Below are 14,752 nucleotides of genomic sequence, written 5' to 3'. Positions count from 1 at the left end.
CGGGTAACGACGACGATGGGTTTGGGAGGCATCGGGCCCGATCACGCGTGATGGTTTTGGGAAGAGCCGGTCGACAGCGAAGCCCACTCTACCAAGCGAAACTCGCGGTCTGCCATAGCAAGAGCGCCCCGCCTTGTCCAGCCAAGGGCCCCGGGGCGTCGGGAGGAGTCCGGTCGCCGCCGGAATCCCGTGCGACCCCGCGGGTTACGCCGGGTCAATCCAGCCGGTTCATCTTGACCCGGCCGCCGGAGCAGCCGAATCTGCGCCTCAGGCGATTGCAGTTCGATGATGGAGACTCGGCTTATGAATATGGCCCTGGTGCGTCCCGCCGGCGGGCGACGCCGCTACGGGCGCGGTTTGGCGGCGCTCCTCCTGATCTTGGGTCTGGCCTTTGCGGGGCTGGGCCTGATGCCTCGATTGGACAGCAGCCTGGCCATGGCCGCGAACGCCAACCCCTCGGGCCTGCCGATCCCGCGTTTCGTCTCGCTGCGGTCGAACGAGGTCAATCTCCGGACCGGGCCGGGCCTGACCTATCCCATCGACTGGATCTACAAGCGCGACGGCATGCCGGTCGAGGTGATCGAGGAATTCGACACCTGGCGCAAGATCCGGGATTGGCAGGGGACCGAGGGCTGGGTCCATCAGAGCATGCTCGACGGCAAGCGCGACTTCGTCATCACCGGCGAGCGCCGGACCATGCGCCTGGCGCCGGAGATGGATGCACGGCCGGCCGCCCGGCTCGAGCCCGGCGTGGTCGGCCAGCTCTTCGAATGCGACGCGGTCTGGTGCCGCGCCGAGGTCCAGGGCTATCGCGGCTGGCTCAAGCGCGAATGGTTCTGGGGCACCTACCCCAACGAGACCTTCTGAGCCCCGCCATGGCCGATCCCGCCGGCCGGGCGCCACGCCCGGCCCTGGGCGGCTGAGCCCTTGGGCGCCGCGCGCCGGGTCGCGATCGTCGGCAATGTCGCCGGCGGCAAATCGACCCTGGCGCGCGTCCTCTCCGAAGCGACCGGCATCCCGCACCGCGAATATGACAGGCTGCTCTGGCGCGGCGCCGAGCTTCTGTCCGACAGGGAAGCCACGGCCCTCGAGCAGCCCTGGCTCGCCGAGGACATCTGGATCATCGACGGGATGGGGGCCTGGGAGGCGATCGAGCGCCGGCTCGATCGGGCCGACGGGATCATCTTCGTCGATTTGCCGCTGCTGCAGCATTGCGCCTGGGCGGCACAGCGGCGGCTCGATCAGGCCCGGCGGGGCGAGACCGATCCCAGGGAAGCGGTCCTCGATCTTGAAACGCTCTTCCGGCTGATGGCGATCACCCAGAAGCGCACCCGGCCCAAGATCCTCGCCTATCTCGAGGCGCATCCGGAAAAGCAGATCGTCCATCTGCGAAGCAAGACCGCCTTGCAGAGGATGGTCGAGGATTTCCGCAAGCAGGCCGTCGCGCGCCGCGCCAGGCCACCAGTGGCGGGCTAGATCCGGCCGGCGCCTGCCGGGCGCCTCAGGTCGAGCGCCGTCGCGGCTTGAGGCCGGCATAGACCATCCGCACTTCCTTCTCGATCAGCCGGTGCAGCGCCGCCTTCGGGCGGCTGCCCTGGGTCATGATCTCGTGGAAATGAAGATGATCGAGGCCCAGGAAGATGCGCGCCGCAACCCGACAATCGGTACCGGGATCGAGCTGCCCGCGCTCCTTCAGCAACTCGAGCAGTTCCAGCATGCGTCCGGTATATCGGTCATAGATCTCGGCGAAGGTCTTCCGATAGCGCTCCGGCGTGAAGGCCGGCGCCAGAATCTCGCGCCAGACGGCCGGCCCGGCATAGTCGATGCCGCTTTCCAGGTCGCATTGAATCAGTTTGCTGATGGCGACGACCGGATCGGACGGGGGGTTGGCGACGATCGTCTCGCTCTGCTTCAGCACCAGCTCGCGGTCTTCCCGATACATAGCCACGAGCAGGTCGAACTTGGAGGAAAAGTAGTTGTAGATCGTGCCGACGGAAACCTCGGCGTGTTCGGCAATGTCCTCCAGCCGCGCCTCCTCGAAGCCCCGCTCTCCGAAGATCGCCGCCGCGGACCGAAGCATCCTGTCACGGCGCTTCGATCGCTGTCGTTCGCGCAGGCCCGGTTCGGATTCGCCGGGGACGTTGACGGTTTTCGTCCTTTGCTGTGCACGAAGGCTCAAGAATGACACCCCTTGGGTATGTCGCGGAACGGCAGACACTACAGGCTCGATCGGTTCGCTGCCAAGGCGACGGGTGCCTGAGGCACAGCCGGCGGCCCGATATCTTGCACGCGATTACAAATTTGTGCATTCTTGCAAAAATGACTCTCCGGCGCAAAGCCGATGCGGGCCTCGGCGATGTCGGGCAAGCTCGGCAGGATCCCCGGTGCAAAGGGAGGTTCGTATCCGCCCATGATCAAGATGGCCATCGAGGTCGGAGGGACCTTCACGGACTTGATCTGGCTCGACGAGGCCAATGAGGTCCGGACCCACAAGCTGCCTTCGACGCCGGGCGATCCCTCGATCGGCGTCATCAAGGGGTTGACCGAAGCCCTCGGAAACAGCCTGCCCGCCTTGTCGCAGCTTCTCCATGGCTCGACGGTCGCGACGAACGCGATCCTGGAGCGCAAGGGCTGTCGCGCCGCCTTCCTGACGACACGCGGGTTTCGCGACGTGCTGGCATTGCAGCGCCAGCTCCGGCCGAACGTCTATGCCATCGCCTGCGAGAAGCCCGAGCCCCTGGTCCCCCTCAGCCGCTCGATCGAGGTGACGGAACGGCTCGACGCGGCGGGCGTCGTCGTTCTTCCCCTCGACGAAGGCGAGCTCATGCGCCTCGTCGACGATCTCGTGACGCGGGAAGGGGTCGAGGCGATCGCGGTTTGCTTCCTCCATGCCTATCGCAATCCGGTGCATGAGGAGCGCGCGCGCCAGCTGATCGAGGAACGCCATCCGGATCTCCCGGTGGTGCTTTCGACCCGCGTGCTGCCCACCTTCCGCGAATATGAACGCGCCTCCACGACCGCAATGGCCGCCTATCTGGCGCCGCTCGTGGGCCGTTATCTCGCCCATCTCGAAAGCCACCTCGCCCAATCCGCCCCCAAGAGCGACCTCTTCATCATGCAGTCCTCCGGCGGCGTGCTTCCGAGCGCCGGGTCCCGGGATCGCGGCGTCGATATGCTGAATTCGGGTCCGGCCGCGGGCGTCATCGGCGCCGCGCGCGTCGCCGAGGTCATCGGCGACCGGGACGTCATCACCCTGGATATCGGGGGAACGAGTGCGGACATCTGCCTGATCGCCGCCGGCACCCCCGGCGTTACCGCCGAGACGGAGGTGGACGGCCTGCCGGTCGGCCTGCCCAGCATCGACATCGCGAATGTCGGCGCCGGCGGTGGCAGCCTCGGCTGGATCGACCCGGGAGGAATGCTCCAGGTGGGGCCCCGGTCCGCGGGGGCCCGCCCGGGCCCCGCCTGCTACGGTCATGGTGGGACGGCGCCCACCATCACGGACGCCCTGGTCCGGCTCGGATGGATCCGGCCACAGCGCTTCCTCGGCGGCCGCATGACGTTGCGGCCGGAACGCGCGGATGAGGCCCTCGCCCTCCTGGCCAAGTCGCTGGGCCAGAGCGCGGACGCGCTGGCGCAGGCGATGGTCGAGATCGGTGCCGCCCATATCGGCCGCGGCATCCGGCTCGTTTCAGTGCAGCGGGGTCACGATCCGAAGCATTACGCGCTTTATGCCTATGGCGGCATGGGTCCGATGATCGGGGCGCTGGCGGCGGGCGAACTGAACATCCGACGCGTCGTCGTTCCTCCCTATCCCGGCCTCTTCTCGGCGCTGGGTCTTCTCGTCGCCGACCTCAAAAGGATCTATCGCCAGACGAATCTGCTGCCGGTGGACAGCCATATCGGCCGTCATGCGGCCGATATCTTCGAGCAGATGCGCAAGGAAGCAGCCGAGGAGTTCACCGCCTTCGGCCGATCGCCCAAGGAGCTGGTCTTCGAGCACGCTCTGGAGATGCGGTTTCGCGGTCAGGGCTTCGAGCTGCTGACCCCGGTGGATGTGGCGCGTCTCGCGAAGGAAGGGGCTTCCTACCTGCATGCGCTGTTCCAGGATACGCATCGCGTGCGGTATGGCGGGTCCGCCTTCGGCGATGCCATCGAGATCGTCACCTTCCGCCTCGTCGCGCAGATCCCGACGCCGCGGCAGGTCCTGGATCAGGTCACGCAGGGTGCAGCCAAGTCGGCCACCCCGGAAATTGAAGAAGGCCGCATCGCCTTCCGCGGCGGCAAGGTTCCCTGCCGGTTCGCCTGGCGGCAAAGCCTTCCGGAAAATTTCGTCCTGGCGGGTGCGGCGATCATCGAAGAACCGACCGCCACGACCCTCGTGCCGCCTGGCTGGATTGCCACGGTCGCGCGCGGGGGCTCCCTGGTGCTGACGCCGAAGGAGGAAAGGTCATGACGGAAACCACACCGGCGAACATCGACCAGGCCAGCTTCAACATCATCAGCCATGGCCTTCACGGCATCGCCCAGGAAATGGGCGAGAAGCTCGTCCGCTCGGCCTATTCGACCATCATCCGGGAGGCGCGCGATTGCTCCACCTCGCTGCTCGACCGTCAGGGGCGGATCATCGCGCAGGCACAGTTCTGCCCCATCCATATGAACTCCTTCGGCAAGGTCTTCGAGGCCTTCGCCAAGCGCCATGACCTTTCGACGATTCGGCCGGACGAGGGATTGATCACAAACGACCCCTATAGCGGGGCCCAGCATCTGAACGACATCATCCTTTTCACGCCGGTGTTTTATCACGGCCGGCTGGTCGCCTTCGCCGCGGCCCTCGGGCACCATATCGACATCGGCGGCGGCGCGGCGGGACCTAACGCCGGCGCGACCGACGTCTATTCGGAAGGCCTCCGGATTCCGCTCTGCCGGTTCGACGTGGATCGCGACCTGGGCGACGGCCTGCTCGAGCAGTTCATCCGCATCAATGTCCGCACGCCCGATCAGGTGATGGGAGACATCTACGCGCAATTCGCTTCGAACCGGACCGGAGAAACACGCCTCATCGAGATGCTCGACCGGTTCGGCGAGGAAACCGTTCTGGGGGCGGCGGCCGAACTGCAGGATTACTCCGAACGGCGCGCGCGCGAGGCCATCCGTGCCATTCCGGATGGTGTCTATGAAGGCGAGGATTTCGTCGACGACAACGGCTTCACGCAGACTCCGCTGCGGGTCGCCGTCAGGATCACGGTTTCGGGCGACACACTCGAGATCGATCTCTCCGGGAGCTCGCCCCAAACCAAAGGCATCATCAACTCGCCGCTGGCCTCCACGATCTCGGCAGCCTATGGCGCGCTCGCTCTGCTGCTCGGCGGCGGACATATCCCGGTGAATGACGGGCTCTACCGGCCGATCCGCAATATCAACGTCCCCCACGGGTCTTTCCTCAACCCCAACCAGCCCGTCGCGGTGCGTGCGCGCAACAGCGCCTGCCATCGGGTTTACAACGCCATCATGCTCGCCATGTCCAAGGTCGTGCCATTGCAGGTCCTGGCCTCGGGGCATGACACGACCAATGCGATCGGGATGGGGCATATGGGCCCGGACGGCTACCGCGTCTATATGGAGGTCGTCGGCGGAGGCTGGGGCGCGTCGGCGGGCGCCGATGGCGCGGACGTGGTCGATGGCTATGTCGGCAACTGCTCGAACGTGCCGGTCGAATCGCTCGAGACCGACTACCCCTTCATGCGCGTGGAGGAATATGCGCTGCGGCGCGGCTCGGCCGGGCTGGGCGCGCGGCGGGGCGGGCTGGGCGCGCGGCGCGTCTACCGCATCCTCGATGACGGGGTGAGCTTCAACTGCTACTCGGACCGCTTTCGTATCGCGCCTTGGGGTTTGCTGGGCGGCGAGCCCGGCGCGACCTCGCGCTTCTTCATCGAGCGCGGCGGCAACGTCATGCCGCTCGCCTCGAAGGGCAACGTTCCCCTCCAGCGCGGCGATCGCCTCATCATCGAAACGGCCGGCGGTGGCGGCTATGGATCTCCGCAGGAAAGGGATCCATCGCAGGTCGCGCGCGATCTGCAGGAAGGCTTCGTCACGGCCGAGCAGGCCGCCCGGTTCTATCGGACAGCTTGAGGCCTAACGCGACGCCGGGCGATCGCAGGCCATCAGCAGGAACATTGGGCGGTCCCGCTCGCGGGCCCATTCGGGGTGCGCGGCGATCTGTTCATGGCTCGGTCCCCATTCCTCGATATGCGAGAGGACGAAGCCCAGCCCCAGCAGCAGATTGACGTAAGTCCCGATGGTCCGATGCCGCTTGATCACGCCCTTGGCCAGCCAATCGGTGGAACGCGGTCCCTCCTCGAGATAGCCATCGACGGGCCATTGGCTGTGGCCGGCGGCATCGACCGACCAGCCCGGCGCGCGGGGCGCCGTATAGATCGGATGCTCGACGGAAAAGACCAACCGGCCCCCGGGCACCAGCGCCTCGTGAATCGGGGTCAGGAGCCGCTCCAGATTCTCGATGTAATGGAATGCCAGCGAGCTGTAAGCAAGGTCGAAGGCTCCAGGCGCCGGACTGAACTGCTCCAGATCCGCTTGGACATAGGAGATGGCAGGGTCAGCAGTCTCGGCTCGCGCGCGCGTCAGCATCCGTTGGGAAAGATCGACCCCCAGAACCTGGGCCGCACCCTGCGCCCGCGCCCAACGGCAGAACCAGCCGAAACCGCAACCGAGATCCAGCACTCGACGGCCCGCAAGCGATGGAAGCAGAGCGCGGAGCGAAGGCCATTCCGGCGCACCTTCGAGACCGTCGATCGAGCGCGGCAACTGGCTGTAGCCCGCGAAGAAAGTCTCGTCGTCATAGATGTTCTGCGCCATGCGCACATCACTTCATTATCCCCTCCCCCTCACGGGGGTTAGGGAGGGGGTGCCCTACACGGCGACGCCACTAATCGAAATCCTCCGCCAGCGCCGCGCGCACCGGCTCGCTCATCACGGCGATATGGCCGTAATGCGGATGGGTGAAGCCGACGAGAATGCGGGCACCCGGTTTGCGGAATGCTTCGATCTGCTTCGGCTTGAAAGGGAAATGGATGAACTGCACGGAGGAGGCCTTGCCTTCGGCGGTGCTGCGATCCTGGTCGGCTTCCGCCACGCCGGCCACGCGGTCGCCATCGACCTCGATGAAGGCCGTCTCCTCGACGCCGCCGAGGCGCGACAGGATGATCTTGCGCTGGTTGGGATCGTCGATCTCGAAGAGCACAGTGACGACGAGCTCGGCGCCTTTGGGCACGAGCGGGTTATAGGCCGCGAGCTCGCCCGGAATCTGCTCCGCCCCGCCCTTCTCGATATAGAGCATCTCCTGCACCTGGAGCCACATGCTCTCGTAATTCTCGAAATGCATGCTGCAATGAGGCCCGATCTCGAGACGGCGCAGCTTCTTGCGCTGCACCAGGTCGGCGCGGCGTTCCTTGCGCACCTTGGTGTAGGCCTCGGTGCTCATCAGGTCGTCGGCCGTGATCTCATGCTTGCGCATCGTCATCCTTTCCGTCCTTCCACCCGCCTCTTGCGACGCGGGCGGCTAGAGTCCGTATGCCTGCGCCAATAATTCAATCGGATGGTGCGAGTGGGTCGCTGCCGGCTTGCCGTCGGAGAGCCGTTCCATGCCTTGCACGATATGGGCGCCCGCCAGGGGACATTCCGAGGCCAGATGGCGCTTGCCCGCCCCTTGCGCCTGGCGTGCGACGGGTTTTCCGACCTTGAGCGCCGTCTCGAAATTGCCCTTCAGCACGCCCCAGGATCCGCCATGGCCGGAACAGCGTTCGATCACCGCGAGATCGGCCTCGGGGATCAGCCGCAGCATCTCCGCCGCCTTCTGGCCCATATTCTGGGCGCGCGCATGGCAGGCGATATGGAGCGCCACGCCGCCTTCCAGCGGCTGCAGGCCCGGCGCCATGCCGTTGCGCTTGGCGATGTCGACGACATACTCGGTCACGTCGAAGGTCGCCTGCGAGAGCGTCTTGATGCCGGCGTCCGACGGCAGGATCAGCGGCCATTCGAATTTGAGCATGAGCGCGCAGGACGGAACGAGCGCGATGATGTCATAGCCCTTCTCGACCCAAGGCAGCAGCGCCTCGCTCACCTTGCCCGCATTCTCCGCGACCTTGGCGATGTTGCCGGCCTCGAGCTGGGGCATGCCGCAGCAGGCGGGATAGAGCACCTCGGTCTCGACGCCGTTCTTCGCCAGCACCTTGCGCGCGGCCTCGCCGATATCGGGGTTGTTGTAGTTGACGAAGCAGGTGGCATAGAGCACCGCCTTGCGGCCGAAGCCCGGCGCCTCGCGGTTGATCTCGGGCGTCGATTGGCGCGCCCGCAGCATGAAGGTCTTGCTGAAGAATTTCGGCAGGTTCGCCTTGCGATCGATGCCGGCGACCTTCTCCAACAGCGGGCGGGTGAGGCCGTTGCCTTCGCTGCCGGCCCAGTTCACGACCGGGCTCGCGACCGCGGCGAGCTTGCCGTTGCGGTCGGTGTTGCCGAGCTCGTCGCGCATCTTGTCGACCTGCCCGCGCGCGCGCTCGGCCGCGCGGTAGCGCAGCATCAGATGCGGGAAATCGAGATTGAACTCATGGGGCGGGACATAGGGGCATTTGGTCATGAAGCAGAGGTCGCAGAGCGTGCAGGCATCGACCACCGGCTTGAAGTCCTCGCTCTTGACGCCATGGACCTCGTCGGGAGAGGCATCGACCAGATCGAACAGCCGCGGGAAGCTGTCGCAGAGATTGAAGCAGCGCCGGCAGCCATGACAGATGTCGAAGACCCGGCGCATCTCGGCGTCGAGCTTTTCCCAATTGGTGAAGTCGGGATCGTTCCAGTCGAGCGGATGGCGTGTCGGCGGCTCGAGACTGCCTTCTCTCATCGGTCGAACATCCCTCCTCGCAGGCGCTGCCGGGATCGGCGGCCCTGTCGGTTGCCGACGCCATCGGCATTCAGGTTCATCGGAAATAGCACGAGGAGACCGGCCCTCGCGGAATGACGCGGCGGCGGAAGAACGGGACAGATCCCGCGCTTCCGCCTGTCGTCACGAGAGGCATCCGCTTTAATGCGGAGCCCCTCTTAGGTCTGTCCCTCGGGGCTTAGCCGAGAGTGTCGAGCGCCTTCTGGAAGCGGCCCGCATGCGACTTCTCGGCCTTGGCGAGCGTCTCGAACCAGTCGGCGATCTCGTCGAAGCCTTCCTCGCGCGCGGTGCGAGCCATGCCCGGATACATGTCGGTGTATTCGTGCGTCTCGCCGGCGATGGCTGCCTTCAGGTTCGGGCCGGTGGCGCCGATCGGCAGGCCCGTCGCCGGGTCGCCAACCGTCTCGAGGAATTCGAGATGGCCATGGGCGTGACCGGTCTCGCCCTCGGCGGTGGACCGGAACACGGCGGCCACATCGTTGTAGCCTTCAACGTCGGCCTTCTGAGCGAAATAGAGATAGCGGCGGTTCGCCTGGCTCTCGCCGGCGAAGGCGGCCTTCAAATTGCCTTCGGTCTTGCTGCTCTTGAGTGATTTCATGGCTGGCTCTCCCTTGCTTGTCGATGATCTTTGAAGTCCATCCGACGGGGCGGCCGCGACACCGGTCCATCGGGTATCTGATAAATTAACTATGCAAACGCAATGAGTTTGTCAACAGATTAGAATGTTTCAAATGTACTGCGAAGGATTCTCAATCGCGAGAAACGAGCAAGCGGGGGCGCGGCGAAACGCGGCGCAGGCCTACTTCTGCGGCAGCAGCCGGATGACCACGTCGACGCGGCCGAGCTTGGTGCCCGCCGGCGCCTGGGGCAGGCGCGCCAACTGAACTTCGGCGCCATCGACATCCTGCAGATCGCCGCTTTCCTCGAAGAAGAAATGATGGTGATCGCCGGTGTTGGTGTCGAAATAGGAGCGGCCGGGATCGACCACGACCTCGCGCAGCAGGCCCTGGCGGGTGAATTGATGCAGCGTGTTGTAAACGGTCGCGAGCGAGACGCGCATATTGGCGCCGGCCGCCTCGGCATGAAGCTGTTCGGCCGTCACATGGCGGAAGCCCGGCTCGAACAGCAGCTTCGCCAGCGCCAGCCGCTGGCGCGTCGGGCGCAGGCCCGCCTGCTTCAGACGATCGACCAGCGGAGCAAAGGGACGGCTGGCTTGCATGGGCGGTGTCGCCACTCTCGAATTTGCCGGAAAACGGCCCTCAGGACGCCATCGGTCCTGATTTTGGAATAGTTACAAGCTATGTCAAGGCCGACCTGGAGGGAAGTGACAAGGCTGTGAGGGGCCCATCGCGCGCGCCCGCATCTTCATCCAGGCGCTAGTCCCCGGTCTCGAGCCGCTCAACCAGCTGGCGCACGGTCGGAATGAAGCCGTTCGCGTAATAGGGGTCGTTCTTGAAGCGGAACGCGTTATGGCCGGCGAACATCAGCTGGTCCTCGGTATGCTCGGAATGGCTGATGGTCTGCAACGTCTTCTGGATGCAGTAGGAGCGCGGGTCGGCCTTCTTGCCGGTGGTGCCCTCGTCGTTCTCGGCCCAGTTCGAGAAACGGCAGGCCGAGAGGCAACCCATGCAGTTGATCTGATCCTCGCGAATCTGATTCGCGCGCTCCGGCGTCACCAGGATCAGCGTCGAATCCGGTGTGCGCAGGGTTTCGGTATAGCCTTCCTCGACCCACTGCACCGCGTTCAGCTTGTCGGCCGCGGTCAGATAGACCAGCCGGTTGCGTGCGCCCACGGGGAACGGCCAGATATGCTCGCCGACCGTGGTGGTGGAATAGGCGACCTGGCGCTCGGAGCGCTCGCGCAGCTCGTCGAGGAACGGATTGCTCACGGCCGACGAATAGAAGCCGGTCGGGCTGAAGCGGTTGAGATAGACATCGCCTTCATCGAGCGTCATCAGCCGCTGCTTCCAGGCGGCCGAGATCGGACTCTCCTGGGTGAGCAAAGGCCGCGTGCCGAACTGGAAGGCGACCGGGCCGATCTCGGGATTGTCGAGCCAGTGTTCCCACTCGCGCAAGCACCAGACGCCGCCCGCCATCACCACGGGCGTGGCGCCGAGGCCGAACTCGGTCATGGTCTGGCGCAGCTCCGCGACGCGCGGATAGGGATCGCCGGGCTTGAGCGGATCCTCGCTGTTGGAGAGGCCGTTATGGCCGCCGGCGAGCCAGGGATCCTCATAGACGACGCCGCCCAGCAGGGCCGGGAAGCGGTGATAGGCGCGCTTCCACAAGGCGCGGAAGGCGCGCGCCGAGGAGACGATCGGATAATAGAAGATGCCGTACTGCGCGCAGATCTCGGCGATCTTGTAGGGCATGCCGGCGCCGCAGGTGACCCCGTGGATGAGGCCTTTCGCGCCCTCGAGCACGCCATGCAGCACGCGCTGCGAGGCCGCCATCTCCCACAGCACATTCATGTGGATGCGGCCCTGGCCGTTCGAGCTCTCATGCGCGATCTGGGCCTGATGGATGCCGCCCTGGATGGCGTAGGCGACCAGCTCCTCATGGCGTTCGCGCCGCGTGCGGCCGCGATAGACCTGCTCGATCAGCTTGCCGTCGGGATCATAGGAATCCGCATTGACGCCGGAGAAGGTGCCGACACCGCCCGCCGCGGCCCAGGCGCCGGAGCTCTCGCCGTTGGAAACGGAGATGCCCTTGCCGCCTTCGACGAGCGGCAGCACTTCCTTGCCGGAAATGATCAGTGGCGGCAGCGGCTTCACTCTCTCAACTCTCCTGCTCGCTCGCGAGGCTTGAACCGGGACCCTGGAGGTTCAAGCCGCGAGCACCGTATCCGGACAGTCCGATATGATGCTATCGACGCCCGCATCAAGCAACCGGCGCGCCCTGCGCCGGTCATTGACCGTATAGACCGCAACCCCAAGCCCGGCCTGCCTGACGGCCTTCAAATCCCGAGGCAGGGATCGGCTGGAAAAATGTACCGACAGGCAGCCGAGCCGGCCGGCCTCGGACCGCCAGATCTCGGGCGTGTCCCAGAGCAGCAGCCCGCGCGGCAATTCCGGCGCCAGATCGCGCGCCACCACCATGCTTTCGAGCGCGAAGCTCGACAGCAGGGGCGGCTCCCGATCCTTCGGCCAATGTTCCCGGACCACCTCGATCACGGTGGTCGCGGTTTCGACCTCGCGGCCCGGACAGGGCTTGATCTCGATATTGGCGTTGAGGCCGAGCCTGGCAAGGAGCGCGATGGTCTCGTCGAGCCGGGGAACCTTGACGCCGCGCCAGTTCGGGCCGAACCAGGCGCCGGCATCGAGCCGGCTGATCTGGCTCCAGTCCGCCTTGGCGACGGGCCCGCGACCGTTGGTCGTCCGGTCGAGCGTGTCGTCATGCATGATGATGGCGACGCCATCGCGGGTGAGCTTGGCATCGAACTCGACCCAGCGGGCGCCCAGCAGGGCGGCGCGTTCGAAGGATTCCAGCGTGTTCTCGGGTGCCGAAGCGGCCGCACCGCGATGGCCGATCACCTTGGGCAGGCGGAGCATGGCTTCACAACCCGGGGTGCTTGCAGGAAACGCCCCCTCCCCCGAGGGAGGGGGCGTGATTCTCAGTTCGAGGCCTCGGCCTTCTCGCTCAGATCGGCGCCGGTCTGCTGATCGACCGCCTTCATGCTGAGCTTGACCTTGCCGCGATCATCCATGCCGATGCACTTCACCTTCACCAGGTCGCCGACCTTCACCACATCGGAGACCTGCTTGACGCGGTGAGGCGCCAGCTCGCTGATATGGACGAGGCCGTCGCGGGTGCCGAGGAAATTCACGAAGGCACCGAATTCCATGATCTTGACGACTTTGCCGGTATAGACCGTGCCGATCTCCGGCTCCGCGACAATGCCGCGGATCCAGTCGATCGCGGCCTGCGCCGCCGTGGCGTCGACCGCCGCCACCTTGATCGTGCCATCATCCTCGATGTCGATCTTGGCGCCGGTGACTTCGCAGATCTCGCGGATCACCTTGCCACCCGAACCGATCACTTCGCGGATCTTGTCCTTCGGGATGTTGATCACGGTGATGCGCGGCGCGTTCTGGCTGACCGCCTCGCGCGAGCGCGAGAGGGCTTTCGACATCTCGCCCAGGATATGCAGGCGGCCGTCGCGGGCCTGGCCCAGCGCGATCTTCATGATCTCCGGCGTGATCGAGGTGATCTTGATGTCCATTTGCAAGGACGTCACACCTTCAGTCGTGCCCGCCACCTTGAAGTCCATGTCGCCCAGATGGTCCTCGTCGCCGAGGATGTCGGAGAGGACGGCGAAGCCGCTTTTTTCCTTGATCAGGCCCATGGCGATGCCGGCCACCGGACGGCGCAGCGGAACGCCCGCATCCATCAGCGCCAGCGACGAGCCGCAGACCGTCGCCATCGAGGAGGAGCCGTTCGACTCGGTGATTTCCGAGACGATGCGCAGCGTGTAGGGGAAGTCTTCCTTCTTGGGCAGCAGCGGATGGATGGCGCGCCAGGCGAGCTTGCCGTGGCCGACTTCGCGCCGGCCCGGCGAACCCATGCGGCCCGTCTCGCCCGTGGAGTAGGGCGGGAAGTTATAATGCAGCATGAAATGCTCGCGGAACTCGCCCTCGAGCGCGTCGATGATCTGCTCGTCCTCGCCGGTGCCGAGCGTGGCCACCACGAAGGCCTGCGTCTCGCCGCGGGTGAAGACCGCGGAGCCGTGGGCGCGGGGCAGCAAGCCCACTTCGCTGTCGATCTGGCGGACGGTCTTGGTGTCGCGGCCGTCGATGCGCTTGCCGGTCTCGAGGATGGCGCCGCGCACGATGTCCTGCTCGAGCTTCTTGAGCAGCTTGTTCACCAGCTCGGCCGTGAAGCCTTCGGCGACCAGGGTCTCGATCGCCTTGGCGCGGACTTCGTCGACCTTGTCGGTGCGGGCTTGTTTGCCAGTTTCCGTATAGGCGGCCCGCATCGCGTCGCCCGAGAGCGCCTTGAGGCGCGTCTTGGCCGTCTCGTATTCGGGGCCCTTCTCGGGCAGCGGCCAGGGCTCGTGAGCGCATTGCTCGGCGAGCTCGATGATCGCGCGGATCACCGGCTGGAAGTTTTCATGACCGAAGGTAACGGCGCCGAGCATGATCTCTTCCGAGAGCTCGTTGGCTTCGGATTCGACCATCAGCACGCCTTCGGTGGTGCCGGCGAGAACCAGCTCGAGGGTCGAGTTCTTGAGATCCTCGAGGCGCGGATTGAGCACATATTTGCCGTCGATGTAACCGACGCGCGCGGCCGCGATGGGGCCGAGGAACGGGATGCCGGAGATCGTCAGCGCCGCCGAGGCGCCGATCATTGCCACCACATCGGGATCGTTTTCGAGATCGTGGCTGAGGGTGGTGCAGACCACCTGCGTCTCGTTGCGATAGCCTTCGGCGAAGAGCGGGCGGATCGGGCGGTCGATGAGGCGGGAGGTCAGCACCTCCTTCTCGCTCGGCCGGCCTTCGCGCTTGAAGAAGCCGCCCGGGATCTTGCCCGCGGCGAAAGCCTTCTCCTGGTAGTTGACGGTCAGCGGGAAGAAGTCGATGCCGACTTTGGGCGTGCGCTGGCCGACAACGGTGCAGAGCACCACGGTGTCGCCATAGGTCGCCATGACGGCGCCATCGGCCTGGCGTGCGATATGGCCGGTTTCGAGCTTGAGCTTACGCCCGCCCCATTCGATTTCTTTTCGATAGATCTTGAACATGGATAGAGGTCCTTATTGACGGCCGGTGTACGGATGCGCCGGACCCGCGCAAGAAGCGGGAA

Annotated in this window: 13 protein-coding genes; 4 read left to right on the top strand and 9 right to left on the bottom strand. The window is 65.5% G+C overall.

The genetic code is table 11. The annotated features are described in order from the left end of the window. The first annotated feature begins 303 nt into the window (after positions 1-303). On the top strand, positions 304-867 hold the full coding sequence (locus ACREE8_RS03000) for an SH3 domain-containing protein (protein WP_431571496.1): 564 nt from the start codon (positions 304-306) through the stop codon (positions 865-867). Between the two features lie 60 nt (positions 868-927). Next, the gene (locus ACREE8_RS02995) at positions 928-1,476 is read left to right on the top strand and encodes a hypothetical protein (protein WP_431571495.1); all 549 of its coding nucleotides are present in this window, start codon (positions 928-930) and stop codon (positions 1,474-1,476) included. A gap of 25 nt (positions 1,477-1,501) precedes the next feature. Here the strand turns inward: ACREE8_RS02995 and ACREE8_RS02990 are convergent, their stop codons facing one another. Then, positions 1,502-2,080: a TetR/AcrR family transcriptional regulator gene (locus ACREE8_RS02990; protein WP_431571494.1), complete on the bottom strand. Its 579-nt coding sequence runs from the start codon at positions 2,078-2,080 to the stop codon at positions 1,502-1,504. Between the two features lie 330 nt (positions 2,081-2,410). On the opposite strand from ACREE8_RS02990, the gene ACREE8_RS02985 reads away from it, so the two are divergent. Continuing rightward, the gene (locus tag ACREE8_RS02985; protein ID WP_431571493.1) at positions 2,411-4,456 is read left to right on the top strand and encodes a hydantoinase/oxoprolinase family protein; all 2,046 of its coding nucleotides are present in this window, start codon (positions 2,411-2,413) and stop codon (positions 4,454-4,456) included. Then, positions 4,453-6,132, top strand: coding sequence for a hydantoinase B/oxoprolinase family protein (locus ACREE8_RS02980; RefSeq protein WP_431571492.1), 1,680 nt, complete (start codon positions 4,453-4,455; stop codon positions 6,130-6,132). The genes ACREE8_RS02985 and ACREE8_RS02980 overlap by 4 nt, the downstream gene beginning before the upstream one ends. Positions 6,133-6,135: 3 nt before the next feature. Here ACREE8_RS02980 and ACREE8_RS02975 read toward each other — a convergent pair whose 3' ends face one another. The 8 genes from ACREE8_RS02975 to pnp all read right to left on the bottom strand — a co-directional run bounded on the left by ACREE8_RS02975 (position 6,136) and on the right by pnp (position 14,690). Then, complete coding sequence (locus tag ACREE8_RS02975) at positions 6,136-6,876, bottom strand: class I SAM-dependent methyltransferase (RefSeq protein WP_431571491.1); 741 nt, start codon at positions 6,874-6,876, stop codon at positions 6,136-6,138. Between the two features lie 70 nt (positions 6,877-6,946). Next, on the bottom strand, positions 6,947-7,540 hold the full coding sequence (locus tag ACREE8_RS02970) for a DUF3501 family protein (RefSeq protein WP_431571490.1): 594 nt from the start codon (positions 7,538-7,540) through the stop codon (positions 6,947-6,949). 39 nt (positions 7,541-7,579) lie between these two features. Continuing rightward, a complete protein-coding gene (locus tag ACREE8_RS02965; protein ID WP_431571489.1) occupies positions 7,580-8,914 on the bottom strand; it encodes a heterodisulfide reductase-related iron-sulfur binding cluster in 1,335 nt (444 codons plus the stop codon). 217 nt (positions 8,915-9,131) lie between these two features. Continuing rightward, positions 9,132-9,551, bottom strand: a complete 420-nt coding sequence (locus tag ACREE8_RS02960) for a rubrerythrin family protein (protein WP_151180063.1) — start codon at positions 9,549-9,551, stop codon at positions 9,132-9,134. A 201-nt stretch (positions 9,552-9,752) separates the two neighbouring features. Further along, on the bottom strand, positions 9,753-10,172 hold the full coding sequence (irrA, locus tag ACREE8_RS02955; RefSeq protein ID WP_431571488.1) for an iron response transcriptional regulator IrrA: 420 nt from the start codon (positions 10,170-10,172) through the stop codon (positions 9,753-9,755). A gap of 157 nt (positions 10,173-10,329) precedes the next feature. Beyond that, entirely contained in the window at positions 10,330-11,727 is a 1,398-nt protein-coding gene (locus tag ACREE8_RS02950) for an NAD(P)H-dependent flavin oxidoreductase (RefSeq protein WP_431571487.1), read from the bottom strand. A gap of 51 nt (positions 11,728-11,778) precedes the next feature. After that, positions 11,779-12,504 (bottom strand): glycerophosphodiester phosphodiesterase, encoded by a 726-nt coding sequence (ugpQ, locus tag ACREE8_RS02945; RefSeq protein WP_431571486.1) that lies wholly within the window; start codon positions 12,502-12,504, stop codon positions 11,779-11,781. Positions 12,505-12,566: 62 nt separating this feature from the next. Next, positions 12,567-14,690, bottom strand: a complete 2,124-nt coding sequence (gene pnp / locus ACREE8_RS02940) for a polyribonucleotide nucleotidyltransferase (protein WP_431571485.1) — start codon at positions 14,688-14,690, stop codon at positions 12,567-12,569. Positions 14,691-14,752 lie beyond the last annotated feature (62 nt).

The sequence above is a fragment of the Hypericibacter sp. genome, from assembly GCF_050729195.1.
In the GTDB taxonomy this organism is placed as follows: domain Bacteria; phylum Pseudomonadota; class Alphaproteobacteria; order Dongiales; family Dongiaceae; genus Hypericibacter.
This window is presented reverse-complemented; position numbering and strand designations above follow the sequence as displayed.

Bases quoted from the DNA above. Each gene is read 5' to 3' on its own strand.
- ACREE8_RS02975 (WP_431571491.1), bottom strand. From the start codon at position 6,876: ATGGCGCAGAACATCTATGACGACGAGACTTTCTTCGCGGGCTACAGC.
- ACREE8_RS02980 (WP_431571492.1), top strand. From the start codon at position 4,453: ATGACGGAAACCACACCGGCGAACATCGACCAGGCCAGCTTCAACATC.
- irrA (WP_431571488.1), bottom strand. From the start codon at position 10,172: ATGCAAGCCAGCCGTCCCTTTGCTCCGCTGGTCGATCGTCTGAAGCAG.
- ACREE8_RS02970 (WP_431571490.1), bottom strand. From the start codon at position 7,540: ATGACGATGCGCAAGCATGAGATCACGGCCGACGACCTGATGAGCACC.
- ACREE8_RS02965 (WP_431571489.1), bottom strand. From the start codon at position 8,914: ATGAGAGAAGGCAGTCTCGAGCCGCCGACACGCCATCCGCTCGACTGG.
- pnp (WP_431571485.1), bottom strand. From the start codon at position 14,690: ATGTTCAAGATCTATCGAAAAGAAATCGAATGGGGCGGGCGTAAGCTC.
- ugpQ (WP_431571486.1), bottom strand. From the start codon at position 12,504: ATGCTCCGCCTGCCCAAGGTGATCGGCCATCGCGGTGCGGCCGCTTCG.
- ACREE8_RS02960 (WP_151180063.1), bottom strand. From the start codon at position 9,551: ATGAAATCACTCAAGAGCAGCAAGACCGAAGGCAATTTGAAGGCCGCC.
- ACREE8_RS02985 (WP_431571493.1), top strand. From the start codon at position 2,411: ATGATCAAGATGGCCATCGAGGTCGGAGGGACCTTCACGGACTTGATC.
- ACREE8_RS03000 (WP_431571496.1), top strand. From the start codon at position 304: ATGAATATGGCCCTGGTGCGTCCCGCCGGCGGGCGACGCCGCTACGGG.
- ACREE8_RS02990 (WP_431571494.1), bottom strand. From the start codon at position 2,080: ATGCTTCGGTCCGCGGCGGCGATCTTCGGAGAGCGGGGCTTCGAGGAG.